The sequence below is a fragment of the Sutcliffiella horikoshii genome, from assembly GCF_008180725.1.
Lineage (GTDB): Bacteria > Bacillota > Bacilli > Bacillales > Bacillaceae_I > Sutcliffiella_A > Sutcliffiella_A horikoshii_B.
Genome location: NZ_VTEV01000008.1, coordinates 61,120 through 87,055 on the forward strand (window position 1 = coordinate 61,120; position 25,936 = coordinate 87,055).

21 protein-coding genes are annotated in these 25,936 nt (G+C 40.6%); 16 read left to right on the plus strand and 5 right to left on the minus strand.

Going from position 1 to position 25,936, the window contains the following annotated elements:
* The first annotated feature begins 54 nt into the window (after positions 1-54).
* Positions 55-1,596, plus strand: coding sequence for a bifunctional GNAT family N-acetyltransferase/carbon-nitrogen hydrolase family protein (locus tag FZC76_RS18380; RefSeq protein ID WP_148989726.1), 1,542 nt, complete (start codon positions 55-57; stop codon positions 1,594-1,596).
* 617 nt (positions 1,597-2,213) lie between these two features.
* On the opposite strand, the gene FZC76_RS18385 is transcribed toward FZC76_RS18380, so the two are convergent.
* On the minus strand, positions 2,214-2,630 hold the full coding sequence (locus tag FZC76_RS18385; RefSeq protein ID WP_148989633.1) for a DUF4395 domain-containing protein: 417 nt from the start codon (positions 2,628-2,630) through the stop codon (positions 2,214-2,216).
* Positions 2,631-2,805: 175 nt separating this feature from the next.
* Here FZC76_RS18385 and FZC76_RS18390 point away from each other — a divergent pair, with 175 nt between their 5' ends.
* From FZC76_RS18390 to FZC76_RS18425, 8 genes are all read left to right on the plus strand, one after another.
* Entirely contained in the window at positions 2,806-3,708 is a 903-nt protein-coding gene (locus FZC76_RS18390; RefSeq protein ID WP_148989634.1) for an AEC family transporter, read from the plus strand.
* Between the two features lie 86 nt (positions 3,709-3,794).
* Positions 3,795-4,352 carry a glycerol-3-phosphate responsive antiterminator gene (locus FZC76_RS18395; RefSeq protein ID WP_148989635.1) on the plus strand — a complete coding sequence of 186 codons (558 nt, stop codon included), beginning with the start codon at positions 3,795-3,797 and terminating at the stop codon, positions 4,350-4,352.
* A gap of 21 nt (positions 4,353-4,373) precedes the next feature.
* Complete coding sequence (glpK, locus tag FZC76_RS18400; protein ID WP_148989636.1) at positions 4,374-5,864, plus strand: glycerol kinase GlpK; 1,491 nt, start codon at positions 4,374-4,376, stop codon at positions 5,862-5,864.
* A 148-nt stretch (positions 5,865-6,012) separates the two neighbouring features.
* The gene (locus tag FZC76_RS18405) at positions 6,013-7,719 is read left to right on the plus strand and encodes a glycerol-3-phosphate dehydrogenase/oxidase (protein WP_222928520.1); all 1,707 of its coding nucleotides are present in this window, start codon (positions 6,013-6,015) and stop codon (positions 7,717-7,719) included.
* Between the two features lie 178 nt (positions 7,720-7,897).
* Entirely contained in the window at positions 7,898-9,661 is a 1,764-nt protein-coding gene (locus tag FZC76_RS18410) for a phospho-sugar mutase (protein WP_148989637.1), read from the plus strand.
* 355 nt (positions 9,662-10,016) lie between these two features.
* Positions 10,017-11,156 (plus strand): GAF domain-containing sensor histidine kinase, encoded by a 1,140-nt coding sequence (locus tag FZC76_RS18415; protein ID WP_148989638.1) that lies wholly within the window; start codon positions 10,017-10,019, stop codon positions 11,154-11,156.
* Complete coding sequence (locus FZC76_RS18420) at positions 11,153-11,785, plus strand: response regulator (RefSeq protein ID WP_148989639.1); 633 nt, start codon at positions 11,153-11,155, stop codon at positions 11,783-11,785. Before FZC76_RS18415 ends, FZC76_RS18420 begins: the two co-directional genes overlap by 4 nt.
* A gap of 128 nt (positions 11,786-11,913) precedes the next feature.
* Positions 11,914-12,453 carry an NADPH-dependent FMN reductase gene (locus FZC76_RS18425; RefSeq protein WP_148989640.1) on the plus strand — a complete coding sequence of 180 codons (540 nt, stop codon included), beginning with the start codon at positions 11,914-11,916 and terminating at the stop codon, positions 12,451-12,453.
* A 541-nt stretch (positions 12,454-12,994) separates the two neighbouring features.
* On the opposite strand, the gene FZC76_RS18430 is transcribed toward FZC76_RS18425, so the two are convergent.
* On the minus strand, positions 12,995-13,252 hold the full coding sequence (locus FZC76_RS18430) for a YhdB family protein (protein ID WP_060667079.1): 258 nt from the start codon (positions 13,250-13,252) through the stop codon (positions 12,995-12,997).
* 139 nt (positions 13,253-13,391) lie between these two features.
* On the opposite strand from FZC76_RS18430, the gene FZC76_RS18435 reads away from it, so the two are divergent.
* Together FZC76_RS18435 and mgtE are read left to right on the plus strand one after the other, a co-directional pair.
* Positions 13,392-14,420, plus strand: coding sequence for a M14 family zinc carboxypeptidase (locus tag FZC76_RS18435; RefSeq protein ID WP_148989641.1), 1,029 nt, complete (start codon positions 13,392-13,394; stop codon positions 14,418-14,420).
* Positions 14,421-14,835: 415 nt separating this feature from the next.
* A complete protein-coding gene (mgtE, locus tag FZC76_RS18440) occupies positions 14,836-16,194 on the plus strand; it encodes a magnesium transporter (RefSeq protein ID WP_148989642.1) in 1,359 nt (452 codons plus the stop codon).
* A gap of 63 nt (positions 16,195-16,257) precedes the next feature.
* Here the strand turns inward: mgtE and FZC76_RS18445 are convergent, their stop codons facing one another.
* Positions 16,258-17,130, minus strand: coding sequence for a sulfite exporter TauE/SafE family protein (locus FZC76_RS18445; protein ID WP_148989643.1), 873 nt, complete (start codon positions 17,128-17,130; stop codon positions 16,258-16,260).
* Positions 17,131-17,286: 156 nt separating this feature from the next.
* Here FZC76_RS18445 and FZC76_RS18450 point away from each other — a divergent pair, with 156 nt between their 5' ends.
* Positions 17,287-18,702, plus strand: coding sequence for a SpoVR family protein (locus FZC76_RS18450; protein WP_148989644.1), 1,416 nt, complete (start codon positions 17,287-17,289; stop codon positions 18,700-18,702).
* A gap of 25 nt (positions 18,703-18,727) precedes the next feature.
* Here the strand turns inward: FZC76_RS18450 and FZC76_RS18455 are convergent, their stop codons facing one another.
* A complete protein-coding gene (locus tag FZC76_RS18455; protein WP_262372720.1) occupies positions 18,728-19,333 on the minus strand; it encodes an MEDS domain-containing protein in 606 nt (201 codons plus the stop codon).
* Positions 19,334-19,652: 319 nt separating this feature from the next.
* Here FZC76_RS18455 and FZC76_RS18460 point away from each other — a divergent pair, with 319 nt between their 5' ends.
* The 4 genes from FZC76_RS18460 (at position 19,653) to FZC76_RS18475 (ending at position 24,826) form a co-directional block, all read left to right on the plus strand.
* Entirely contained in the window at positions 19,653-20,399 is a 747-nt protein-coding gene (locus FZC76_RS18460; protein ID WP_148989645.1) for a DeoR/GlpR family DNA-binding transcription regulator, read from the plus strand.
* Positions 20,400-20,403: 4 nt separating this feature from the next.
* On the plus strand, positions 20,404-21,315 hold the full coding sequence (gene pfkB, locus FZC76_RS18465; RefSeq protein ID WP_148989646.1) for a 1-phosphofructokinase: 912 nt from the start codon (positions 20,404-20,406) through the stop codon (positions 21,313-21,315).
* Between the two features lie 14 nt (positions 21,316-21,329).
* On the plus strand, positions 21,330-23,195 hold the full coding sequence (locus tag FZC76_RS18470; protein WP_148989647.1) for a PTS fructose transporter subunit IIABC: 1,866 nt from the start codon (positions 21,330-21,332) through the stop codon (positions 23,193-23,195).
* A gap of 128 nt (positions 23,196-23,323) precedes the next feature.
* On the plus strand, positions 23,324-24,826 hold the full coding sequence (locus FZC76_RS18475; RefSeq protein ID WP_148989648.1) for a phytoene desaturase family protein: 1,503 nt from the start codon (positions 23,324-23,326) through the stop codon (positions 24,824-24,826).
* Between the two features lie 30 nt (positions 24,827-24,856).
* On the opposite strand, the gene FZC76_RS18480 is transcribed toward FZC76_RS18475, so the two are convergent.
* Positions 24,857-25,567 carry a DUF421 domain-containing protein gene (locus FZC76_RS18480; RefSeq protein WP_148989649.1) on the minus strand — a complete coding sequence of 237 codons (711 nt, stop codon included), beginning with the start codon at positions 25,565-25,567 and terminating at the stop codon, positions 24,857-24,859.
* Between the last annotated feature and the right edge of the window lie 369 nt (positions 25,568-25,936).

Sequence of the window (25,936 nt, forward strand, 5' to 3'; positions counted from 1 at the left end):
TTTACATTAGAACTGGCCCCATTTTTATTTGTTTGTACATAAGGATAGGAGATGATGGCATTGTCAAAAATCGATTTATCTAAATTTGAGAAAAAAATGATTATCAGAAACATAGAAATGAAAGACATAGATGATATTATTGCCCTTCAGCACTTGTGCTTTCCAGGCATGCAGCCATGGAAGCCGGAACATCTCGAAAGCCATTTGAACATGTTCCCAGAAGGACAGCTTTGCGCGGAGTATGATGGGGAAATAATCGGGTCGTGCTCAAGCTTGTTAATAAACTTTGATGAATATGATGACCGTCATACTTGGGATGACATAACAGATGAAGGGTACATCACCAACCATAATCCAGATGGTTATAACCTTTATGGAATTGAAGTAATGGTGCATCCAGGCTTCCGGCGGATGAAGGTGGGGCACAGGCTGTACGAAGCTAGAAAAGATCTTGCACGCAGGCTTAATTTGAAAAGTATCATTATTGGCGGTCGAATTCCTAACTATCACAAATATGCGGATGAGATGACTCCTAGGGAATATGTTAGACAAGTAATGCGTCATAAAATTTATGATCCCGTGCTTTCCTTCCAATTATTGAACGAGTTTACTTTAATGCGTATTAACCCGGGGTATTTACCTGATGATGTAGCATCGAACAAATATGCGACACTAATGGAATGGAACAATGTAGAATACATCCCGCAAACTAAGCGTCATTTCAAAACTTCTTTCCCTGTAAGGATTTGTGTCGTTCAGTACATGATGAAATCCATCAGCTCCTTTGAAGAGTTTGCCACACAAGTGGAGTATTACACGGATGTCGCTTCAGATGCTGGTTCTGATTTTGCTGTGTTCCCAGAAATATTTACAACTCAATTGATGAGCTTCCTTCATGAGAAGGTACCTAGCAAAGCCGTTCAGCGCCTAACGGAGTTTACAGAACAGTACATCCAACTGTTCACAGATCTTGCAGTAAAATATAACGTGAATATCATTGGTGGATCTCATTTCGTTGAGGAAGATGAAAAGGTGTTTAACATCGCTTACCTCTTCCGTCGTGATGGAACGATTGAAAAACAATACAAATTGCATATTACACCGAATGAACGAAAATGGTGGGGAATTAGCCGCGGTGACAGTGTCCGTGTCTTTGATACGGATTGTGGAAAAATTGCAATCCAAATCTGCTATGATATCGAGTTCCCTGAGCTTGCCCGCATAGCAACAGAAAAAGGAGCAAACATCATCTTCTGTCCATTTAATACAGAAGATCGCCAGGGCTACTTACGTGTTCGTTATTGTGCGCAAGCACGAGCTGTGGAAAACCAAATTTACACGGTTATCGCAGGAACATGTGGAAACCTACCTCAGGTGGAGAACATGGATATTCAGTACTCCCAGTCGGCTATCTTCGCTCCATCGGACTTTGAATTTGCAAGGGACGGGATTGTAGGAGAATGTAATCCGAATATTGAAATGGTTATTATCGGGGATGTAGACTTAGAAATCCTCCGTCGCCAACGTCAATCTGGTACGGTTCGTCAATTGAAAGACCGACGTAGAGATGTTTATGAGATTAAGTATAAAAAATAATCTGTGTGTAAAAGCGATCCTTTTGTGGGGTCGCTTTTTTGTTCGTTGTGATGAAGACCTCCGTGACGAGGAAAAAGGAGAAGAGAGGTCCTCATCACCGTTATGAAGACCTCGGTGACGAGGAAAAAGGAGAAGAGAGGTCCTCATCACCGTTATGAAGACCTCGGTGACGAGGAAAAAGGAGAAGAGAGGTCCTCATCACCGTTATGAAGACCTCGGTGACGAGGAAAAAGGAGAAGAGAGGTCCTCATCACCATTATGAAGACCTTGGTGACGAGGAAAAAGGAGAAGAGAGGTCCTCATCACCGTTATGAAGACCTCCGTGACGAGGAAAAAGGAGAAGAGAGGTCCTCATCACCGTTATGAAGACCTCGGTGACGCGGAAAAAGGAGAAGAGAGGTCCTCATCACCGTTATGAAGACCTCGGTGACGAGGAAAAAGGAGAAGAGAGGTCCTCATCACCGTTATGAAGACCTCCGTGACGAGGAAAAAGGAGAAGAGAGGTCCTCATCGCCCTAAACAAAACCAAACAATATTACCATACGTTCTCAAGAATGAATTCAATAAAAAAATGAACCCCATAATGGAGTTCATATCAAAAATATTCATAGCATTGTTTAGCTTGCCCTACGATATCTATACTGTTGCCATTGAAACCTGAGAAAACAACCTACGCAAAAGCCCATCAAAGCAACTCCTGACGCAACAGCTACCATGATGGCAAACACAAAACCAATTACAACAAATCCGGAATAAAAACCAAAAAGCGCCAGTGCCAAGCAGATTACCGCAATGCTCTGATTGAATTGCAGCTGGGCAACGTCTTCCTGAGGATAAGATCCTGCAGGTTTAGATAGAAATTTCCTTGCAACAATAAGCACTGGATTCGATTTAAACAACAATCCCATCAGCCCAGCAAGGAGTGGAAAAGCCATCAGAAAGTATAACCCTGTAGCAAGAGAAAGAAGGACAGTCGTCAATATAAACCATTGATTAAAAGTGACCAAGGGTTTAGGTATAGTACTATTTTTCATATGCAATTAATCCCACCTGTATTATCGGATATTTGTTATCAACATCATACTCGAAAAAGTGTGAGAAGTGCAATGAATAAAAACTGGTAAGAAGATAAATGTCTAAATATTTGATAGTATAGTAGAAGCAAAACAGACACAATTTCAACTAACTTAAAGATTTGAGGAGAGCAGTTTGATATTTTTTGAGGTGATATTACCGGTTTTTATGATATTTGCCATTGGATTTATTGGACAAAAAACCATTGGGTTTGATGTAAAAGCATTGTCGAAGATGGCGATGTACCTTTTGTCGCCTGTTCTTGTATTTAGGACTTTTTACGTGAACGAATTTTCCAGTGACCATTTTTATATAATCATATATTGCTGTTTACTTTGTTTTTCATTAATTATTTTTACTTACTTTATTGCTTGGGTAAGGAAGTATTCTAAATCGGAAACATGCGGACTGATTCTATCTTCTAGTTTTATGAACAATGGAAATTACGGGACACCAGTTGCCTTGCTACTCTTTGGTACAGTAGGATTTGAATATGCAATCGTGCTTATGGTCATTCAGTCCCTGCTGATGGCAACAGTTGGAGTATACTATGCAGCAAAGGGGAGTCCAGCCAACGATGGTATCCGTTCTGCACTGATGTCGGTAGTGAAAATGCCAATTATGTATGGAGCAGTTACAGGACTCTTTTTCCAATGGCTATCGGTACCAGTTTCAAGACCAATTATGCAGGCGGTGCACTTGGTGGCAGATGCAACCATTCCTGTTATCATGGTCATTCTTGGCATGCAGCTTGCGAAAATAACTATCCGTACGACAGCTAAGGAGAAATTGTTATACGCTCTTTCTATAAAACTGATAGTGTCGCCATTCATTGCATTTCTATTTACCCTGGTTCTTCCGGTAGATCCGATGATCAAACAGTTGATGATCATCATGGCGGCAATGCCGGCCGCGGCGAACACGACTATGTATGCACTGGAGTTCAATACAGAGCCTGAATTCGTCTCAAGTGCAACATTAGTTAGTACGTTATTAACTCTTTTTACTTTGCCATTGATGTTTTGGTTGGTACTTTAAAACTTGCCTAGTTTTCAATTTGTAAAGGTTCGGCTTTTACTTTTGACTGAATGATATTATAATTTTTTTAAAAGTGGAGGATATCTATGACATTCCAAAACCAAACCATACTACCAGCTATAAAAAACGGCAAAACACTAGAAAGATTTTTGCAAAGCAACTACGAATATGGTGTGATATTAGACAGTCAACTCTCACAAATTCCAAATTATATAAAAGCAGCTAAAAAAGAAAAGAAAAAGCTGTTTGTCCATGTGGACCTTATCCAAGGAATAAAAAATGATGAACATGCGGCAGAATTCCTTTGTCAAACCTTAAAACCTGCAGGGCTCGTCTCCACGAGAGCGGCAGTGATTGCAAAAGCCAAACAAAGGGGTATCTATGCTATACAGCGTCTTTTCTTACTTGATTCCAATGCAGTGGAAAAGAGTTATCAAGTAATCGAAAAGGTCCAGCCCGACTTTATAGAAGTATTACCTGGGGTTGTGCCTCATATGATAAGGGAAGTAAAAGAGAAAACAGGCATTCCTGTATTTGCTGGAGGTTTGATCCGTTCCGTGGAAGATGTGGATTGTGCGATTGAAGCAGGAGCGACAGCAGTTACCACATCCAAACAGGATCTTTGGGAGCATTATTCAAAATAGATGTTAGGGAGAGTGCTAGAAATGGAAACTTATATTTTATCATTAGACCAGGGAACCACAAGTTCACGAGCGATTCTTTTTAATAAAAATGGGGAGCCGGTATATACGGCGCAAAAAGAATTTCAACAGTACTTTCCAAAGTCTGGCTGGGTGGAACATAATGCGAACGAAATATGGAGTTCCATCTTGTCTGTAATTGCATCTTGCTTGTCTGAGTCAGGGGTAAAGCCTAACCAGATAGCTGGTATTGGTATCACCAATCAACGTGAAACGACTGTTGTGTGGGATAAAGAGACGGGGCAACCGATACATAATGCGATTGTTTGGCAGTCCAGGCAGACATCCGCTATTTGTGACGCATTAAAAGAAGCGGGTCATGAACAGACCTTTCGAGACAAAACGGGATTGTTAATCGATGCTTATTTCTCCGGCACAAAAGTGAAGTGGCTGCTTGATCATGTCGATGGTGCACGAGAGCGGGCGGAAAAGGGTGAGTTGCTTTTTGGAACCATTGATACGTGGTTGATCTGGAAGCTATCAGGCGGAAAGGCACATGTGACGGATTATTCCAATGCTTCAAGAACGCTTCTTTACAATATTCATGAATTGAAATGGGATCAAGAATTACTGGAAATTTTAGATGTTCCTTCAAGTATGCTTCCTGAAGTGAAGCCATCATCGGAAATTTACGCACATACTGTGGACTATCACTTCTTCGGTCAGGAAATTCCGATTGCAGGTGCAGCGGGTGATCAGCAAGCAGCGCTATTTGGACAGGCTTGCTATGAAGAAGGGATGGCCAAGAACACTTACGGGACAGGTTGTTTTATGCTTATGAATACAGGAGACAACCCGATCAAATCAGAGAGCGGTCTGCTTACTACCATTGCATGGGGAATTGATGGGAAAGTAACTTACGCATTGGAAGGCAGTATTTTTGTAGCAGGTTCCGCTATTCAGTGGCTACGTGATGGACTCCGCATGTTCAAGGACGCCAGTCAAAGTGAAGAGTATGCGACAAAAGTAGACTCTACTGAAGGTGTTTATGTAGTGCCTGCATTTGTCGGATTAGGCACACCTTATTGGGATAGCGATGTGCGCGGAGCGGCGTTTGGTTTAACGAGGGGTACATCTAAAGAGCATTTTATCCGCGCAACTTTGGAATCGTTGGCCTATCAAACAAAAGATGTGTTGACGGCGATGGAACATGATTCAGGTATCTCATTAAAAACGCTCCGTGTTGATGGGGGAGCAGTGAAGAATAATTTCTTAATGCAATTCCAAAGTGATATGCTCAGGGTTGGAGTGGAGCGACCGTCTGTCAATGAAACGACAGCACTTGGAGCAGCGTATTTAGCTGGTCTGGCTGTTGGCTATTGGAAAAATAAAGAGGAAATCGCCTCACAGTGGCAGGTTGAATCAACCTTTGAAGTAGAGATGGAGACACAAGTACAAGAAGAATTGTACAGTGGTTGGAAAAAAGCAGTGAAAGCAACTATTGCTTTCAAGTAAGCGTTGCATATGATATACTAAAGATAAGTTAATATTTCGGTTGGAGATTAGGAGAGACCACAGAACGTATTCAGAGCAAAAGCTTTGTCTATGTTTTCTGTGGTCTCTTTTTGTATATATACCTACTAAGAGGATGGAGGCAACTAATATGAGAAAATTGAATTTTGCGAGCTTTAACAGAAGCCTTATTTTAGAAAAAATGACAGAAGAGACTTATGACGTATTAGTAATCGGCGGTGGTATAACAGGTAGTGGTATCGCCTTGGATGCTGCAACACGTGGAGTAAAAACGGCTGTTGTTGAAATGCAGGACTTTGCTGCCGGTACATCCAGCCGTTCCACTAAGCTTGTTCACGGTGGACTTCGATACTTAAAACAATTAGAAGTGAAAATGGTGGCGGAAGTAGGGAAGGAACGTGCCGTCGTATATGAGAATGGCCCACATGTAACGACACCTGAATGGATGCTGTTGCCGATCCAACAAGGAGGAACATTTGGAAAGTTCTCTACTTCCTTAGGTTTAAGGGTGTATGACTTCTTGGCAAATGTAAAAAAATCAGAACGCCGCAAAATGTTGAATGCACAAGAAACGTTAACTCTTGAGCCTCTATTAAACAGCAACGGCTTAAAAGGTGGAGGCGTATATGTGGAATACCGCACGGATGACGCACGCCTTACCATTGAAGTAATGAAAGAAGCGGTCAAAAGAGGTGCAGAAGCAGTTAACTATGCAAAAGTAGAAGAACTCCTTTATGAAAACGGCAAAGTAGTAGGGGCAAAAGTGGTTGATCAATTATCAAACAAGGCTTACACTATTCGCGCGAAAAAAATCGTCAATGCTGCAGGGCCATGGGTAGATACACTGCGTGAAATAGACGGTTCGAAAAAAGGAAAGCATCTGCAACTGACAAAAGGGATTCATTTAGTATTTGACCAAAAGAAATTCCCGTTAAAGCAGGCGATCTATTTTGACACACAAGACAAGCGAATGATTTTTGCCATTCCGCGTGATGGAAAAACTTATGTTGGAACAACGGATACGGTTTACAAAGAAGATATGGTCCATCCACGAATGACCAAAGAGGATAAAACGTATGTACTGGAAGCAATAGCTTACATGTTTCCTTCCTTAAAGTTGAAGGAGTCTGACATTGAATCCAGTTGGACTGGATTACGCCCGTTAATTCACGAAGAAGGAAAATCCGCTTCTGAAATTTCCAGAAAAGACGAAGTGTGGATCTCAGACTCTGGGTTGATAACCATCGCAGGAGGAAAGCTGACAGGTTATCGAAAAATGGCTGAAATGGTTGTGGACCTAATCAATAAACAGTTTGTAAAAGAAACGGATAAAAACTTTGGCAAATCCAAAACAAAGAATATGCCGATTTCAGGTGGAGATGTTGGAGGGTCTCATAACTTCCCTTCATTTTTAAAAAAGAAAGTGAAAGAAGGAATGGAACTAGGGTTTACGGAAGAAACAGCAACGAAGCTTTCTTCTATGTATGGTTCTAATGTGGATAAACTTTACTCCATTGCTGCAACAGGTGCGGGCCAAGCAAAAAAAGCAGGATTGCCATTAGAAGTGTATGCACAGGTTGTATATGCATTAAGTGAAGAAATGACGGCAACTCCTGCTGACTTTTTCATCCGCAGAACGGGCGCCTTGTTTTTCGACATGGACTGGGTTAAGAATTGGAAAACAAAAGTATTGGATTTGATGGCCAAGGAATTAGTTTGGAGCAGAGAGCAAAAAGAGCAAAATCGAACCTTGTTAGAGCGTCATTTACATGATGCAGTAAGAGCGGTGGACGAAGAACAGGGTTTTGATCAAAAGGTTTCCAATAGAATCAGTTAAGATTCTAATTGAAAAGGAATTGCATAGGGCAATTCCTTTTCTTTTTTAGTATAATAATGAGTGAAAACGTTCACGAACGCGTAATTTGTCATAATTCGACGTATTTTTTTTGCAGGAAGCATTAGTAGGTAAGTAGAAGTTATACTATATCCTGATAAACGCAAGGAGGAAAAGACAGATGAAATGGATGGAGAAATTTGACCTTTGGGAGTCACACACGAACCTTGATGAAGAAATGGTTAAGCTGATTCAAGAAATGAAGCATGATGAAAAGGCCAAAGAAGAAAGCTTTTATAAAGAATTAGAATTTGGTACAGGTGGAATGCGCGGGGAAATCGGCGCAGGTACAAACCGAATGAATATATATACTGTTCGTAAAGCGTCCGAAGGATTGGCACGATACATAGAATCCTTCGGTGAGGATGCGAAAAAAGGCGGAGTGGCGATCGCTTATGATTGCCGTCATAAATCTCCAGAGTTTGCAATGGAAGCAGCCAAAACATTGGCAAGCCATGGCATTCAAACGTATGTATTTGAAAGCCTGCGTCCGACGCCGGTGCTTTCTTTTGCTGTTCGATACTTAGGAGCATTCTCCGGAATTGTAGTAACGGCAAGCCATAACCCTCCTGAATATAACGGTTATAAAGTGTATGGTCCAGACGGAGGACAATTACCGTTGTTTGAAGCGGATCAGGTTATCTCCAAAGTTAATGAAGTAGAAAACGAGCTGGAAATCCAAGTTGCTTCCGAAGATGAACTGAAAAATAAAGGCCTGATTAAGATCATCGGCGAAGAGTTGGACAAGGAGTACTTAAAGCAACTTACTACCATTAGTGTACACCCTGAGTTAGGGGAAGAGATGGGCGAGGATGTAAAGGTGGTATTTACCCCATTACATGGGACAGCTAACCTACCAGTACGCGAAGGTCTAGATGCCCTCGGATATAAAAATGTGAAAGTGGTGGCAGAGCAGGAACAGCCAGACCCTAACTTCTCTACTGTTTCCTCTCCAAACCCAGAGGAGCATGCTGCATTTGAATTGGCTATTCGTGACGGCAAGGCAATAGATGCCGATATCCTAATAGCAACAGATCCGGATGCAGACCGTCTTGGAGTAGCCGTGAAAGATGCTGACGGGGAGTATGTAGTGTTGACTGGTAACCAAACAGGCGCCCTGTTCTTACACTATTTATTGTCTGAGAAGAAGGCAACAGGTACCCTTCCTGAGAATGGTGTCATGTTGAAAACGATTGTAACGTCAGAGTTTGGCCGTGTCATTGCAGATAGTTATGGTGTGAAAACTGTAGACACGTTAACAGGGTTTAAGTTCATCGGGGAGAAAATCAAGCAGTATGAAGAGAGCGGGGAATACACCTTCTTATTTGGTTATGAAGAGAGCTATGGTTCCTTGATTGCTGATTTCGCCCGCGATAAAGACGCGGTTCAAGCATGCATCATGGCAGTGGAAATATGCGCATTCTACAAGAGACTTGGCAAGACGATGTATGAAGGGTTAATGGAGTTGTATAAAGAGTACGGTTACTACTTAGAAGGCATGAAGTCCCTAACTTTAAAAGGAAAAGAAGGAGCAGAGCAGATTGCAAACCTTCTGACGGCTTTCCGGAACACGCCTCCAGTTAAAGTGGGAGGATACGCAGTTACAGCAATTGAAGATTACTCCACACAAGAAAGAGTGGTTGTAAAAACAAAAGCTGTGGAGAAAATGGAACTTCCAAAATCAAACGTGCTAAAGTATTTCCTAGAAGACGGTACATGGGTATGTGTAAGACCATCTGGCACAGAGCCGAAGATTAAGTTTTACTTTGGAACGCAGTCTGAGACAATGGAAGACAGCAAGAAGAAATTAGAAACTATCTCTACTTCCTTGATGGAGAAAGTGGATCAGTTTTTAAATAGCATGAATTCTGTAGGAAAAGCTTAAAGATTGTAGCGGAGATGGAAAGGCGAGGTTAGTCGCCTTTCCATTTTTTTATTGGAGACAATTTTAAGGTGGAATTTTAGGGGGATAAGGTAGTTTGGCACGAACTCGTCTACTTTTGGCATCAACTCACCTCATTTTGGCACGAACTCTAACTGAGAAGGGAAAATTACATACTAAAAGGTTTCTTTATTAGGTGCTTTTGGCTTGAAACGGTTTTATGTTGAGATACAACACATCTACGACCAAAGTCGTAAAAAAACTCCAGACTTTATGCGAAAGCCAAAAGGTATTCCCATTGTTACAATAGAAAGATAATAGGTGGCGTCAACCATCATATGACAGGGGGACATGAAACGTGGTCCAGGAAAATCAAAGAATTCAAGAACTGCGCGCACTGAAGATCATTGCGGAATCGCTTAATCAAGCGAATGATTTACCAAAAATGCTAGACAGTGTGTTAAAAGAACTTCTTCAAGTTACAAGCCTCCAAACAGGCTGGATATATTTAATAGATGAAAAAGGGAATTACGAATTGGCGGCAGAACACGAGCTTCCAGATGCACTAAAAAGCCACAATAAAAAACCGATGTGCGAGGGCGGGTGTTGGTGCCTTGATCGTTATCAAGACGGTCGTCTGAAGCGCGCATCCAATATCATTGCCTGCAAAAGGCTAGAGGATGCAATAAAGTTTGAATGGGGGGATACCAACGATATTACCCACCATGCAACAGTTCCATTACGTGCAGGCGAGGAAAAGTTTGGCCTTCTAAATGTTGCTGCTCCTTCCAAAACCCATTTTTCCGATACAGAACTTGCGCTATTAGAGTCTGTTGCCTATCAAATTGGAACGGCAATCAAGCGTATCAGGCTTTCTGAAAACGAGCAGCACCTTTCCATTTTGGCAGAAAGAAACCGCTTAGCCAGGGATTTGCATGATTCGGTCAACCAACTTCTTTTCTCTCTTATGCTAACGGCAAGAGGGACAAAAGAGCTGACAAAAGACGCACAAATTTTAGAAATGCTAACGTATATGCAAGAACTTTCTCAAGAAGCATTAAGTGAAATGAGAGCGCTCATTTGGCAACTGAGGCCAGAAGGTTTGGAAAATGGGGTAGTGAGTGCACTGCTCAATTATGGAAAAGTGCTTGGGTTAAGCATTCATTCCGAGGTGAAAGGAGTCATCGATTTGCCAAATCATATGGAAGAATGCTTATGGAGGATAGGACAAGAAGCGCTTAACAATTGTAAAAAGCATGCAGGAAAAAAAGAGGCATGCTTGTTAATTGAAGTGAAAAATAAACAAGTTTCCATGGAGATAAAAGATACAGGGACAGGCTTTTCTTTTACACAAAGTGAAGAGATTCCTTCTTTAGGATTAAGAAGTATGAAAGAGAGAACCGAAGCGCTTGGAGGAAAGTTTATTCTTTTAAGTCAGTTAGGAAAAGGCACAATGGTACGTGTGGAAATGCCAGTCACAAAGGGGGAGAGAAAATGATCAGGATTGTAATCGCAGATGATCATCATGTGGTGAGAAGGGGCTTGCTTTTTTTCTTGAAAACTCAAAAGGATATAGAAATTGTCGGGGAGGCTAAAAACGGGAAGGAAGCAGTAGAGCTTGCTGAGGTTTTGAAACCTGATGTTATTCTAATGGATTTGATAATGCCGGAAATGGATGGAATTGAAGCAACGAAGCAGATCATGGAAAGAAAGATACCATCCAAGGTGTTAATATTGACCAGTTTCGCTGACCAAGATCATGTCATTCCTGCTATTCGTGCTGGTGCGACTGGCTATCAACTGAAGGATGTCGAACCTGACCAACTAATTGAATCCATTCGAGCGGTTCATCGAGGGGAAAGTCAACTGCATCCTAAAATCACATCACATGTCATGTCCCATTTTGCTAAAGGATTTGAAAGTAGAAACTTACATGAAGAACTGACCAAACGAGAGCTGGAAGTATTAGCGGAGATAGCAAAAGGAAAGAGCAACAAAGAAATTGCTTCATCATTGTTTATTACCGAAAAGACTGTGAAAACCCATGTTTCAAACATTTTAGCGAAGCTAGAAGTGGCAGATCGGACCCAAGCAGCATTATATGCAGTGAAACATGGCATTGCTTGATCTACGACTTTAGTTGTAGAAAAAATGATTCGTTTTTCGTAGGGGAAGTTAGCTATTTCTTCCGATTTGCCAATGAACAATGTGGAATATACTAAATGTATAAAGACAGTTGGAGGGAGTAAATAGTTATGAAAATTTTAGCGATAAACGGTAGTCCAAGGAAAAAAGGTCGTACTGGAATAGCCGCACGATTTCTTCAAAATAAATATGGTGTGGAAGTTATTGATTTAAGTGATGGTGACATTCCGTTATATAATGGAGAGTCTTATCAGGCGGAGTTGGAAAACGTAGCGGCCTTGAGGGCGAAGGTTAAAGAAGCTGACGGAGTTGTGCTTTTGTCTCCTGAGTACCATAGTGGGATGAGCGGTGCGTTGAAGAACGCGTTAGATTTCCTTGGGAGCGAGCAGTTCCATAGCAAGCCTGTTGGATTGTTGGCAGTAGCTGGTGGTGGAAAAGGCGGAATTAATGCCTTGAACAACATGCGTGTGGTTGGCCGTGGGGTCTATGCGAATGTGATACCAAGACAATTGGTTTTGGATCCACATTGTTTTGATTATGAAAATGATTCTGTGAATGAAGAGAGTGCAGAGTTGGTTGATGCACTATTTAAAGAGTTAGTGATGTATGTAAAAATGCGTGAATATATGATGCAGAGTAAAGAGGCCTAATTAGAGGTCTTTTTTTTGTTTAGGAAACGATAAAACGAATTGCGGTCGGTATGAAGACTTGAGTAGCAGAAAATAGGACGAGAGAGGTCTTCATGATTGGTATGAAGACCTGAGTGGCAAGAAAATAGGACGAGAGAGGTCTTCATGGTCGGTATGAAGACCTGAGTGGCAAGAAAATAGGACGAGAGAGGTCATCATGGTCGGTATGAAGACCTGAGTGGCAAGGAAATAGGACGAGAGAGGTCTTCATAGCTGGTATGAAGACCTGAGTGGCAAAAAAATAGGACGAGAGAGGTCTTCATGGTCGGTATGAAGACCTGAGTGGCAAGAAAATAGGACGAGAGAGGTTATCATGGTCGTCTCTTTTCATCTAGGGGAGATACTTTTTTTGTTACTTCGTCAATATTCATTAACCTCTTGGAATTCCGTACGTGTAAAGCCTCATTAGCACAAAATAATATTGCACAATGGAAATTTTAGATATAAAAACAGCAACCCAAGGCTCTTAACACCTCGGATCACTGTTTGTTTAAGAAATGATTTACACCATATATCCGTGACTGATTTCATCCAATTGATCTTCTGTGCTCCTTGTTACAGCGTGATCAATATATCGAAGCAACTGATAGAGATTGTTCTCGATTTCCTTATAATCCTTAGAGAAATTGTAGGAGTGAAGGAAATGCTCGATATTCTTGGAGAGGAAGTCATCTTTAGTCCGCACCATCAGGATAAGCAAGTTGTCCCATTCAGATCGGTGCGTGTAATATAAGGCGCGGTCATAATCAACGGTGTTCATCTGGAATCCTCGCCTCCTCTTGTTAAGGAGTGTTATTATTTTGTGTCAAAAAGTGATGTTTCCACCGTTGAAAATGTTGGTCGTATCTCCAAACGAAAATTTACACAAAATAACTGAAATGCAATGTTGAGGTGTATAAATGAAGCGATGGAAACTGATTGTTTTACTGTTTATTTTTGTGCAAATTAACCCAGTCATATCAGCTGCAGAGCAAATAGTGAATGCTCAAGAATGGTATACATATGACAGAATGCGGGAAGATTTGAGACTTTTGAATAGAAAGTATAAGGAAGAGATACAAATCAAGTTAATTGGAAAATCAGAGTTTGGTCAAAATATCTGGGCTGCAAAAATAGGTAAAGGTAAAGAAAACATCATTATTCTCGGTGGTCACCATGGAAGAGAATGGCTTACGACAAGTCTTGTCATGACAAAGTTGGAATATTACCTAGAAGCGTATAATAGCGGTCAAGATATATTTGGTTACAATTCACAGCTATTAGATGATGTTTCCATTTGGTTTGTCCCGATGGTCAATCCTGATGGAATACGAATTCAACAAGAAGGTATAGGTTTTTTGCCTAAACATCATCAAACTCGATTAATCCACATGAATGAGAATAGTACGGATTTTGATCGCTGGAAAGCAAATGGGATGGGAATTGATTTGAACAGGCAATACCCCGCAGGCTGGAAACACATTAAAGAAAAAACGGCAGTTCCATCCTATCAATATTATAAGGGGAAAAATCCGCTGCAAGCTAAAGAGGTTCAGGCAGTTGTACATTTTACAAAGGAATTAGAGCCGTTAATGGCGGTTACCTATCACTCCTCTGGGAGAGTTCTGTATTGGTACTTCAAAAATAATCAAGCAGTGGTAAAACGGGATAAGAAAATTGCAGATCACTTATCGAAGTTAACAGGGTATGAACTAGACCAACCCGAGGAGCATGCCGTTGGTGGTGGGTTTTCCGATTGGTTTGTTTTAGAATTCAATAGGCCTTCCTTCACACCGGAGATCTCTTATTTTGTGGAAGATACCAATCCCCCGATATCGGTTTTTCAGGAAGAATGGAAGCGGAATAAAAAGGTGGGTATATACCTTGCGGCTCAAGCAAAAATTCTGTTTCTAGACCGTAATGAATTTAAAATTAATGAGGCAGAATAATCGTATTGGTTTTTCAAAAGAAAAAAGGGGTATTTAATTTGATAAGTGATTTATTTAAGAGTATGTAAAAAAGGTTGACACCGTCCGTTTTTCCCTTGTAGAGTAGTAAATATGAAAAACAAAATCAACTCATAAAACCTTCGTTAGGGGGCTTCATGCACCTTCATTCGACCAAAATGACAGGTGCTTTTTTAATGAATGAAACCTCATTCCCACCTGGAACGAAAGGAAACAGGGAGTTACATTAATATACAAATTTCAAGGTGGTGGTAACGAAAATGGATAGTAGTCCAAGTCCGAGGACGAATTTAATAAGAAGTACTGGAACATACATATCATTATTCGTTACCACCCACATGGTAAAATAAAGATTGTAATTCCTGGTACTCCTTAGCATGCAGGGGAGGCAAAGCTCATGGTGAAAAACATGACAGAGGATCAAATCATTCTAAACATCATCAACTTCTTAAAAGATGGAAAGCGAAAAGCTTTTCAAGATATCATTGAAGAACTTCAACCTTATGACACAGGAGTCATTTATCAACAGCTTCCTGAAAAACATAAAGTGAGATTTTTAACATACCTTTCAATCGAACAACTAACAGCACTAATTCAAGAACTAAATCAGGAATTGCAACTGGAAATATTACAAAAAATCGGTGTGGAAAAATCGGCAAAAGTAATGGACCGAATGGACAATGATGACTTAGCCACATTATTCGATGAAATGGATCCGGAAGTTAAGAGCCGATTTTTAGCAAAAATGAACAAAGAAGAATCTACCGCCGTTCAGGACTTAATGAAGTATGAAGCGGAAACTGCTGGCCGATTGATGACAAACCGGTACGTGTGGATACCTCAGGAATACAAAGTCCGGGAAGTGGTCGATAAACTTAAATCTTTTGCGGAACTGGCGGAGACCATCAACTACTTGTATGTCATTGATGAAGAAAAAAGGCTTGTAGGCGTTGTCTCTTACCGTGATCTTATATTGGCAGACGCGCATGAAAAGATTCAGGAAATTATGTTTTCAAGGGTAATCTCCGTCCATGTTGACACAGACCAAGAAGAAGTGGCAAATGTCATCGAGCGATATGACTTCTTAGCGGTCCCTGTTGTGGACGATGAAAAAACTTTAATTGGAATCATTACAGTCGATGATGTCATCGACGTCGTCATTCAAGAAGCAAATGAAGATATTGAAAAACTATCTGCATCTGGTAAAGATATTGACTTTGATACACCTGCCCTAGTGGCTTCTGCAAGACGTTTGCCGTGGTTGATCTTATTATTGTTTATTGGACTTATTTCAGGCAGTATCATAAGCGGATTTGAAGACACATTAGGTACAGTTGTGGCGCTGGCATTTTTTATGCCGATGATAGCTGGGATGACAGGTAACACGGGTACACAGTCCCTTGCAGTGATTGTTCGTGGACTAATATCTCGTGATTTGGATAAAAAGCTGGTTACAAAAGTTGTTCTCCGTGAACTTGGAGTGGGAATAACAATTGGAATTACATGTGCTATCTTAATTGCCATCATTGCTTTTGTATGGCGAGGCGATTTGATTTTGGGAATGGTTGTAGGGGTTTCTTTATTTTTCACTCTTATCATCGGTACACTCGCGGGTACTATCATTCCTTTAATTCTCTATAAACTGAACATAGACCCGGCCATTGCATCCGGTCCCCTTATCACAACCGTGAACGATATCCTATCTTTATTGATTTATTTTGGAATTGCAACAGCATTTTTATCATACTTGGCTTAATGATTCAACAAAAAAGACCTTCCTTGTTAACAGTTCAATGTTAAAAGGAAGGTCTTTTCTTTTTTACAAATGAGATGGCTGTACTTTCTTCTTTAAAAGTCTTGTCAGCAAGAAGATATTAATAAATACGGTGTAACATCCTAAGACCACCAAGCCAACTGTAGACAGTTCTATCATCTCTAAAATAAGACTAAGCATGGTAACAATATATAGAAACCCCAACAATTTTTGTATACTTCTGCTTTTAAAGAAAGATGTAGCTTTTGCGCCTAATTGAGAACCAACGATGGCCCCGGCAATCAAAAATAATCCTACCTTTAAATTTATTGGATTGTTTACTGCATATGTAATGAATCCTGCACTCACAATTAAAATGACTCCTGCAAGGCTTGTTGCTACCGCTTGTTTTGAAGAAAAACCGTAGTATGCAATCAATAATGGGACAATGATAAATCCACCACCCACACCTAGGGTAGTAGAAAGAAATCCTGCAATGACTCCTATGAAAATAAACTTCCAGAAGCTCTGCTTGTTCGAAGTGGCATCATAAGCAACTGGATTCTCCCCGTTTTCATTCTTCAACATTTTATATGCAAAATAGGTAAGTAAGAGAAGATAAAGAATTGGTACAACAGTGGTATCATACCCATTGGACTCTAGCCAGCTTACAACAGGGTAAGCAATTTGTGTGGCAACGACTCCACTTGCCCCAATTATGAGTGCTGCCTTCCATTGAATGTTTTTCATTTTGAAATGGGCATATACACCTGCCACAGAGGTCCCGATGGTATAAAGAAGACTTGTAGAAATTGCTTCAATGGGTGTGTTGCCAATAAGAAGCAAGACCGGCGTCAGTACGAGACCGCCTCCTATTCCAAAAAAACCGGAAAGCATGCTGATTGAAAATCCTAGTAGTATAAATAATATAAATTCCATATATGTATTCTCCTTCGAAACCGCTTATCTATAGTATAACATTGAGCTAAAGTTTGGTGGTTGGTAACAGAAAAATGTCGCAATCGAACAATCCCTTCTCATGATATTGTCACCTTGTTCATACATTGTGATAAGAGGAAAAGGGAGGTAGTTTTGATGAGAGCAAATGATGAAAAGGCCTTATTTCACGCCATTGATGAAATTACCGAGATTGCCAAAGGGTTTGGACTGGACTTTTATCCAATGCGTTATGAAATTTGTCCTGCTGATATCATCTATACTTTTGGAGCATACGGCATGCCGACACGCTTTTCCCACTGGAGCTTTGGGAAGCAATTTCACAAGATGAAACTGCACTATGATTTGGGACTCAGTAAGATATATGAATTGGTTATTAACTCGAATCCATGTTATGCCTTTCTTTTAGATACTAACTCACTTATTCAAAACAAACTAATTGTTGCGCATGTTCTTGCCCACTGTGACTTTTTTAAGAATAACTGCCGGTTCCAGAATACGAACAGGGACATGGTGGAGAGTATGGCGGCAACTGCTGAGAGAATTAAGCAATATGAACAAGATTATGGAAAAAAAGAAGTAGAGGACTTCTTGAATGCGGTCCTAGCCATACAGGAACACATCGATCCTTCTCTTATTCGATCCAAGCTTGCCTGGAGCATGGAGGATATGGAGGAAGAGGAAGAAGCACCAAAGAAGGCGAGTCAATATGATGACTTGTGGAATTTGGATAATCGTAGTAAACCGAAAGCAGTTCCAAAGAAAAGAAAAAAGAAATTTCCTCCTCAACCGGAAAAAGACATTCTTCTCTTTATTGAACAATACAGTAGTGAGCTTGAAGACTGGCAACGTGATATCCTCACAATGATGCGTGAGGAGATGCTTTATTTCTGGCCGCAAATGGAAACGAAAATCATGAATGAAGGCTGGGCCTCCTACTGGCATCAACGAATTCTCCGCGAAATGGATCTTACAAGTGATGAGGCATTGGAATATGCAAAATTGAATGCGGGGGTCGTGCAACCTTCAAAAACAAGTATCAATCCATACTATCTTGGCATTAAAATTTTTGAGGATATCGAGGAACGTTACAACAACCCGACGGAATCAATGCTCCGTGATGGAGTAAAACCAGGATCTGGGCGTGAGAAGATGTTTGAGGTAAGGGAAGTAGAGTCGGATATTTCCTTCCTGCGCAACTATCTAAATAAGGATTTAGTCATGCGTGAGGATATGTATCTTTTCCAAAAACAGGGAAAAGATTATAAAATTGTCGATAAGGCATGGGAACAAGTACGCGATCAACTCGTGAATATGCGTGTAAACGGTGGGTTCCCATATATTACCGTTAATGACGGAGACTACCTAAGAGCAGGGGAACTTTATTTAAAGCATTGGTTTGAGGGAATTGAACTCGACCTAAAATATCTAGAAAAAGTAATGCCGTATATTTTCCAGATTTGGGGTAGGCCAGTCCATATGGAATCGGTGATTGAGACGAAGAATGTATTGTTTACGTATGACGGGAAGAGTGTGCAGCGAAAGTATATATAACAAAAACCTTGAGGGAATTGACCCCTCAAGGTTTTTTATATAGGTTGGATATTTCAAAACTGTCATCAGTCATTTGATAATAATGCAATTTTTTCAATATCTTATCTAAATTTGGAGTGATGGAGTTGCTGGAGTAAGCACACACTGAAACCATTCGTTCATCAAGTACAAAATCGTCGATGGTTGCTTCATAAAGCTTTAACTTTTCCGCATCAGGGTCATCTGAAGCCCATTCCACATTGGCCCATGTCCTAATTGAGTTGTTTTCCCGATTAAATAAAATTACATCTTTAGCAAAGTGATCTAGCATTGCCTTTGTATTAAAGTCCCCGCTTGCAAAATAGTAATCAAAATTACTCACTACTCTGATATTTGATTTCTCTTCCTCATTAAAATGGTTATTTAGTTCATTGTTTATTTTGGCAATGTTTTTCATGCTCTCAATGATAAGAACATTTTCCCTGGTCTTAATTCCTGCTTTTACAAAAGATATTAAGTTTTCCAGATAGACGTCTTTATCCTGAAAGAGATAATAGACGTGACCTATATTTAAACTCTCTAGACTTTGGAGTGTAGAAACAGTAATTGGTCTCACCTCTAAAATAGATTTGATTTCAACCAAAATAAACATTATGGCAATAACTCAGATGATAATCAAAAGCATCGTGTCATGAACATCATATGTTTTTTCTAGAGGATATCCTATCAAGTATAACATTAATTCTATATATTTCATTGACAGTGGGATGTAATAGCTCCTACGTTGACTGGAAAGCGGTATTAGTAATGGGAATACTAGAAAAATTAACCTAAAGGTTATGGAAGTGCGTGAAAGGTTTTGGATGATATTAAACGCTTTTGATTCATTTTGATTGATTATGATTGATTTTTGAAAGAGCTTACATTACAATATAACTACATACAAACGAATAAAGGAAAAGGTGATTTCCATGTTAACACCAGAGCGCCAGCAAGTAATACTTGAATTAGTTCAAAAGCATGAAGTAGTGAAACTCCAGAATTTTGTAGACGCAACAGGAGCATCAGAATCAACAATCCGCCGGGATCTCAGTCAGCTAGAGGAACAGAATAAACTGAAAAGAGTTCACGGTGGGGCTGCGAGAATACTTCAAAAGGGGGAGGAACCAAGCATACTGGAGAAGGCGTCCATTAACTTGTATGAAAAGAAGAAGGTTGCTAAAAGGGCAGCTGATCTTGTCAATGATGGCGATTGTATCTTCCTTGATGCCGGGACCACTACATTTCAAATGATTCCCTATCTAGAAAGCAAGCAGATAACGGTTGTTACTAATGGGTTTGCACATATTCAATCTTTAATGGAAAAAGGGCTGGAAACTTACATTGTCGGAGGTTTCATGAAAAATAAAACGGGTGCGATTATCGGAAGCAAAGCTAGTCAATCCTTGCTAGAGTACAATTTTGATAAAGCTTTCATTGGGGCAAACGGAATCCATCCCAAAACTGGTTATACCACTCCTGATCCTGAAGAGGCCAGTATAAAGAGTTTGGCCATTAAACTTGCTAATGAAGCTTTCATTCTAGCGGATTCTTCTAAGATCAATGAAGTTGCGTTTGCAAAAATTGCGCCACTTCAATCAGGAACGCTCATAACCAATCAATTTGAAGAGGTGCTTGCCCCAACTTTCAGAGATAAAACAACTGTGATAGAGGTGTGAATTAATGATATATACCATTACATTGAATCCTTCCATTGATTATGTAATAGAGGTGGAAGGGTTTGAAGAAGGTACCATAAATAGAGCCAACAAAACACATTATTATCCCGGTGGTAAAGGTATCAATGTTTCCAGAGTCTTAAAAAGGCTCGGTGCAGATACGAAGGCGCTAGGCTTTGCGGCAGGGTTTACCGGTAATTTTATAAAAGAGAAGCTAATAGAGGAACAAGTGGCGGTCAGGCTTTTAGAAGTGGATGGACATTCCCGTATCAATGTAAAACTGAAAGCGTATAAGGAAACAGAAATCAATGGAACTGGTCCTTTAGTAGATGATGATGCGGTGAAGAGATTGCTTCAACAGCTGAACCAGCTTTCAAGTGAAGATATCGTTGTACTTGCCGGGAGCATTCCAAGCACAGTTCCATCTAATATTTATGAAACGCTCATTCAAAAATGTCAGCAGCATGGAGCAAAAGTAGTAATGGATACTGGAGGGCAAACATTAAAATCACTCCTTTCATACAAACCCTTCCTTATTAAACCAAACCATCATGAACTTGGTGATCTGTTTGACGTCACCATTCAATCTCAAGGTGATGTCATCCATTACGCAGGCAAGATTCATAAACAGGGTGTCGAGAATGTGGTTGTGTCCATGGCTGGAGAAGGAGCAATTCTGTACACAAGGGATGGTGTTTATTCCGCAAAAGCGCCTGATGGGAAAGTGAAAAATTCCGTAGGTGCAGGGGACTCGCTTGTCGCCGGTTTCCTTGTGGGGTATGTAAACTCAAGGAAAAGTGAAGAAGCGTTGCGTTACGGAATTGCCTCCGGAAGTGCCACAGCATTTTCTCATGACCTTTGCGAAAAAACAGATGTTAATAGACTGATAAATCTAGTGAAAATAGAAAAGTTATAAAGGGGGAAAGGATCATGAAAATTACAGATTTACTAACAAAAGAAACAGTTACCCTTGAGTTAAGATCAAGTAAGAAACCTGATGTTATTAAGGAATTAATTGACTCCTTGGATGGTGCAGGAAAGCTAGCAGACAAAGGGAAGTATGAAGAAGCAATCCTTGCCAGAGAGGCACAAAGTACAACTGGAATCGGTGAGGGAATAGCGATCCCGCACGCGAAAACGGATGCTGTGAGGACTCCGGCAATTGCATTTGGTGTGGCAAAGGCTGGAGTGGATTACGAGTCACTGGACGGCCTACCAAGTCGGCTGTTTTTTATGATAGCAGCAAGTGAAGGGGCCAACAACGAACACTTAGAAACTTTATCTCGTTTGTCTTCAATGCTTATGGATATTGAATTCCGGAATGCATTATTAGCAGCATCATCTAAGGAGGAAGTTATCAGATTAATAGATAACAAGGAAAAGGAATTGTTTGAAGAGGAAAAAGTAGAAGCAGCTTCTTCTACTGACAAAGGGCTGATACTTGCAGTAACCGCCTGTCCCACTGGAATCGCACATACTTACATGGCGGCAGATGCGTTAAAGCAGAAAGCGAAAGAACTGGGTATAGAATTAAAGGTGGAAACGAATGGATCAAGTGGTGTGAAAAATCAACTGACCCAAGAAGAGATTGACAACGCTTCCGGAATTATCGTCGCTGCCGATAAGCAAGTAGAAATGGAACGGTTTAATGGCAAAAAGATTATTCAGGTACCTGTCGCTCAAGCAATCCGGAAGCCTGAGGAACTTTTATCAAAAGCAAGCCGTGGCGAAGGGGAAACATACAAGGGATCTGGTAGCTCAAGTACAGAAGGGAAAAAGGGTCGATCTGGTTTCTATAAGCATTTGATGAGCGGAGTTTCCAATATGTTACCGTTTGTTGTAGGAGGCGGTATTCTTATTGCTATTTCCTTCATGTTTGGAATCAATGCATCAGATCCTAATGATCCTAGCTATCACTGGTTTGCTGAAGCTCTTATGACAATTGGGGGCGGGAATGCCTTTTACTTAATGATTCCTGTACTTGCTGGCTTTATTGCCATGAGTATTGCGGACCGTCCTGGATTTGCTGCAGGAATGGTAGGGGGTTTGATTGCATACACGGGTGAAGCTGGTTTCTTGGGTGGCCTAATTGCGGGTTTCCTTGCAGGTTATCTCGTTCTGGGTTTAAAGAAAGCTTTCAGTGGGTTACCAGCATCTCTCGAAGGGATTAAGCCTGTTCTCCTTTACCCATTATTCGGTATCTTTTTTACAGGAATAATCATGCTGCAATTGGTGACTCCTTTGAAAGCGTTTAATCAAGGGTTGACATCTTGGTTAGGTGATTTAGGCTCTGGAAATTTAGTTGTGTTAGGAATTATATTAGGTGCCATGATGGCCATTGATATGGGTGGACCTATAAACAAAGCGGCCTTCACATTCGGTATCGCGATGATTGATGCAGGAAACTACGCACCGCATGCAGCTATCATGGCAGGGGGAATGGTGCCTCCATTGGGTTTGGCCCTTGCTACAACCATCTTTAGAAATAAATTCAATAAACAAGAGAAGGAAGTAGGAAAAACATGTTATGTCATGGGGGCTTCCTTTATCACAGAAGGAGCTATTCCATTTGCAGCTGCCGATCCATTACGTGTCATCCCTTCTGCGGTGGTAGGTTCTGCTGTAGCCGGTGCGCTGGCCATGTTATTTGGAATTGGCCTTCCTGCGCCTCATGGTGGAATCTTTGTTATTCCGATTGTAACCGGTGGAATCTTCATGTATGTGTTAGCAATCTTGGTAGGAGCTATTGTGACAGCTGTCATGGTGGGGTTGCTAAAAAGAAAAGTCACTGTGTAGTTCTGAAAAGAAAGTGGTGGGATATCCCATCACTTTTTTCCATTAAACTTTCAAACACATTCATGGTTAGCGACTTCATAACCATTCTATATAATAAAAGTAATACATGAAGGAAAGAAGGAAACAGCATGCTTAAAGATGCAATAGTTATCGGAACTGGCTTTGGTGGAATTACAGCAGCAGCTCTTCTTGCAAAAGCAGGGTACGATGTTCTGACACTTGAAGCTGCAAGCGAGCTTGGTGGGTGTGCGAGCAAATTTGAGCGTTCAGGTTACCGGTTCAGTGCAGGTGCAACAGTTGGCATGGGTTTTGAAGAAGGTGGGATGCTAAAAAGACTTTTTGAAGAGCTGGATGCCCCAATTCCCCCAATGAGAAAACTTGATGAAATAATGAATGTGTACCTTCCTGACCGGACGGTTACTTATTTCTCAGATAAAGAGAGATGGTATAAAGAAGTCATGGATAAATTTGAGTGTGATCAAGACCGTATCCATGCATTTTTTGAAGAAGTATTTAAGGTAGCCGAGATATTGCAGAAATTTGTAGAGAAACGGGCTATCTTTCCACCAGCCACTGTTTCAGAATTCTTTGTGTTATTAAGAAGTTTGGATGTAAAACTTCTAGGGTTGGCCCCATATTTAACTCAATCATTACAAGACCGACTATCCAAATACGGTTTAACTAAAAACAAGCCGTTTATGACGTTTATCAATGGTCAGCTGATGGATAGTGTTCAAACGACAGCTGCTTCCAGTCCTTCTTTGTTAGGTTATATGGCATTAAGTATTTTTCATAAAGGAGCATTTTACGTGGAGGGTGGCCTTGCTTCTATCATCCATGCCTTAGCGGAAAACTATCATACTTCTGGCGGGGAAATGCGCCTGCGACATAAAGTGGTCAGTATAGCCAAACAGGGGGATGTCTGGACGGTTATGACGAAACGTGGACAGGTATTCAGAACAAAGCAGGTGATTATGAATGCCCCGGTTCATAATATATTTTCGTTGTTGGAGCCTGAGTTGCATATTGATTTACCTTTAAAAGAGGAGAAAGAAAAACAAAAATATGCTTGGGGAGCTTTTACGCTTTATATTGGAGCAGATCCCTCATTCTTGATACCTGAATCAAGTTCCATTCCTTTTCACCAATTTATCTCATCCTATGAATCCCCTTTATCAGAAGGGAATCAATTCTTGTTTTCAATGTCACAAGAAGGAGATACAAAGTTCGCACCAATAGGAAAAAGATCCATTACTATCTCTACCCATACAAATGTGGACAAATGGTGGGATAGGGAAAAGTATGACAGTAGAAAAGAAGAATACATGGAAAGAATAATTGATTCTATTGATAAGAGGTTCCCGAGTTTCTCTTCTAAAATTGATATAAAGATGGCGGGAACTCCCGTTACTTTTAAGCGCTATACCCAACGAGCAGATGGAAAGGTAGGCGGTTATATTCCTTCGGGTAAGTATAGTTTATTGAAAAATTACTCTCCAAACTCTCGTGTGGATGGGCTATGGTTTTGTGGAGATACCGTTTTTCCAGGAGCAGGTTCATTAGGAAGTAGCTTGAGCGGCTGGATGGTGGCTGATGCAATAAAAGGAAAGCACCCTAGTTACGGCATGTGATTTTGCCTTCCGGGTGCTTTACTTTAGTAGTTATTCCTTATCTACTGGAGAAGGGATGTTATCGTCATAATAGTCGAAATAAAGGTATCCGTTAGAGGAACGTACCGCATAAAAAATATTATCTAATTTGATACTCCGTTTTCTTACCTCTCCTTTCAGCCATTCGATGGAAAGGGCATGTTCCTCCAAATTTTTATTAATAATCTTTCCATCCATAATTAGTTCAATGGGCAATCCACTTTCACTTGTGGGCTGAAGTTGAAGATCCTTGGGGGTTACATCCCTGTACAATGGCTTTTTTAATACTGTCAAGGTTCCATTCGGTTCAACCATTGCATATAATACTTCTCCTATTTCAAAAACATCCTTTTCCCTTAGTTGCTGGTTTAAATAATCAAGAGTATATCTCATCTTTCTCATGTTTTCTTCCAGGATTTTGCCGTCTTGGATGATAACGGTTGGGTCACCAGCAAGAAACTTTCGAGCTTTTCTGCTTTTCATCGAGATATATGCAGTAACAAATAGAATAAAAATGAACATAAAGAGTGAAATAAGGAAATGGTGAATATCAATCGTGAGATTAAAAGCTAAGTTCGCTGTAATCGCCCCTAAGGAAATTCCTGCAATAAAATCAAATAATGTCATTTGTGAGATGGTTTGCTTTCCTAATATTCTTGTTCCTATCAGAAGGGTACTAAAGGCGAGAATGGAGCGTAAGACAACTTCGAAGTGTTCGGGCATGAATTCATCTCCTTAGCGAAAGGCTTAGAGTTTTATTCCATTAGTATGGACATTAACAGGTTTGATTAAAAACTTTGCACCATAGTGTATAAATTATGCACTAACAAAACAACCGACTTCTCGTGTGAGAAGCCGGTTGTTATTCTTCACTATTTGTGTAATGACTTTCTATGGCAACAAAAAATTTCAACCAGTGTCTTGGTAGAGTTGTAATGACTACCGGAAGAGGTGAAAACCCGTGAACATTGTCCTCATAGGGAAGCAATGACGCCCGGAGAAGGTGAAAACTCGAGAACATTGTCCTCATAGGGAAGCAATGACGCCCGGAGAAGGTGAAAACTCGAGAACATTGTCCTCATAGGGAAGCAA

What these genes read in the sequence shown, in the direction of transcription:
- FZC76_RS18380 (WP_148989726.1), top strand. Translation starts at nt 55, where the DNA reads ATGGCATTGTCAAAAATCGATTTATCTAAATTTGAGAAAAAAATGATT.
- FZC76_RS18385 (WP_148989633.1), bottom strand. Translation starts at nt 2,630, where the DNA reads ATGAAAAATAGTACTATACCTAAACCCTTGGTCACTTTTAATCAATGG.
- FZC76_RS18395 (WP_148989635.1), top strand. Translation starts at nt 3,795, where the DNA reads ATGACATTCCAAAACCAAACCATACTACCAGCTATAAAAAACGGCAAA.
- glpK (WP_148989636.1), top strand. Translation starts at nt 4,374, where the DNA reads ATGGAAACTTATATTTTATCATTAGACCAGGGAACCACAAGTTCACGA.
- FZC76_RS18405 (WP_222928520.1), top strand. Translation starts at nt 6,013, where the DNA reads ATGAGAAAATTGAATTTTGCGAGCTTTAACAGAAGCCTTATTTTAGAA.
- FZC76_RS18410 (WP_148989637.1), top strand. Translation starts at nt 7,898, where the DNA reads ATGAAATGGATGGAGAAATTTGACCTTTGGGAGTCACACACGAACCTT.
- FZC76_RS18420 (WP_148989639.1), top strand. Translation starts at nt 11,153, where the DNA reads ATGATCAGGATTGTAATCGCAGATGATCATCATGTGGTGAGAAGGGGC.
- FZC76_RS18425 (WP_148989640.1), top strand. Translation starts at nt 11,914, where the DNA reads ATGAAAATTTTAGCGATAAACGGTAGTCCAAGGAAAAAAGGTCGTACT.
- FZC76_RS18430 (WP_060667079.1), bottom strand. Translation starts at nt 13,252, where the DNA reads ATGAACACCGTTGATTATGACCGCGCCTTATATTACACGCACCGATCT.
- FZC76_RS18435 (WP_148989641.1), top strand. Translation starts at nt 13,392, where the DNA reads ATGAAGCGATGGAAACTGATTGTTTTACTGTTTATTTTTGTGCAAATT.
- mgtE (WP_148989642.1), top strand. Translation starts at nt 14,836, where the DNA reads ATGGTGAAAAACATGACAGAGGATCAAATCATTCTAAACATCATCAAC.
- FZC76_RS18445 (WP_148989643.1), bottom strand. Translation starts at nt 17,130, where the DNA reads ATGGAATTTATATTATTTATACTACTAGGATTTTCAATCAGCATGCTT.
- FZC76_RS18450 (WP_148989644.1), top strand. Translation starts at nt 17,287, where the DNA reads ATGAGAGCAAATGATGAAAAGGCCTTATTTCACGCCATTGATGAAATT.
- FZC76_RS18455 (WP_262372720.1), bottom strand. Translation starts at nt 19,333, where the DNA reads ATGTTTATTTTGGTTGAAATCAAATCTATTTTAGAGGTGAGACCAATT.
- FZC76_RS18460 (WP_148989645.1), top strand. Translation starts at nt 19,653, where the DNA reads ATGTTAACACCAGAGCGCCAGCAAGTAATACTTGAATTAGTTCAAAAG.
- pfkB (WP_148989646.1), top strand. Translation starts at nt 20,404, where the DNA reads ATGATATATACCATTACATTGAATCCTTCCATTGATTATGTAATAGAG.
- FZC76_RS18470 (WP_148989647.1), top strand. Translation starts at nt 21,330, where the DNA reads ATGAAAATTACAGATTTACTAACAAAAGAAACAGTTACCCTTGAGTTA.
- FZC76_RS18475 (WP_148989648.1), top strand. Translation starts at nt 23,324, where the DNA reads ATGCTTAAAGATGCAATAGTTATCGGAACTGGCTTTGGTGGAATTACA.
- FZC76_RS18480 (WP_148989649.1), bottom strand. Translation starts at nt 25,567, where the DNA reads ATGCCCGAACACTTCGAAGTTGTCTTACGCTCCATTCTCGCCTTTAGT.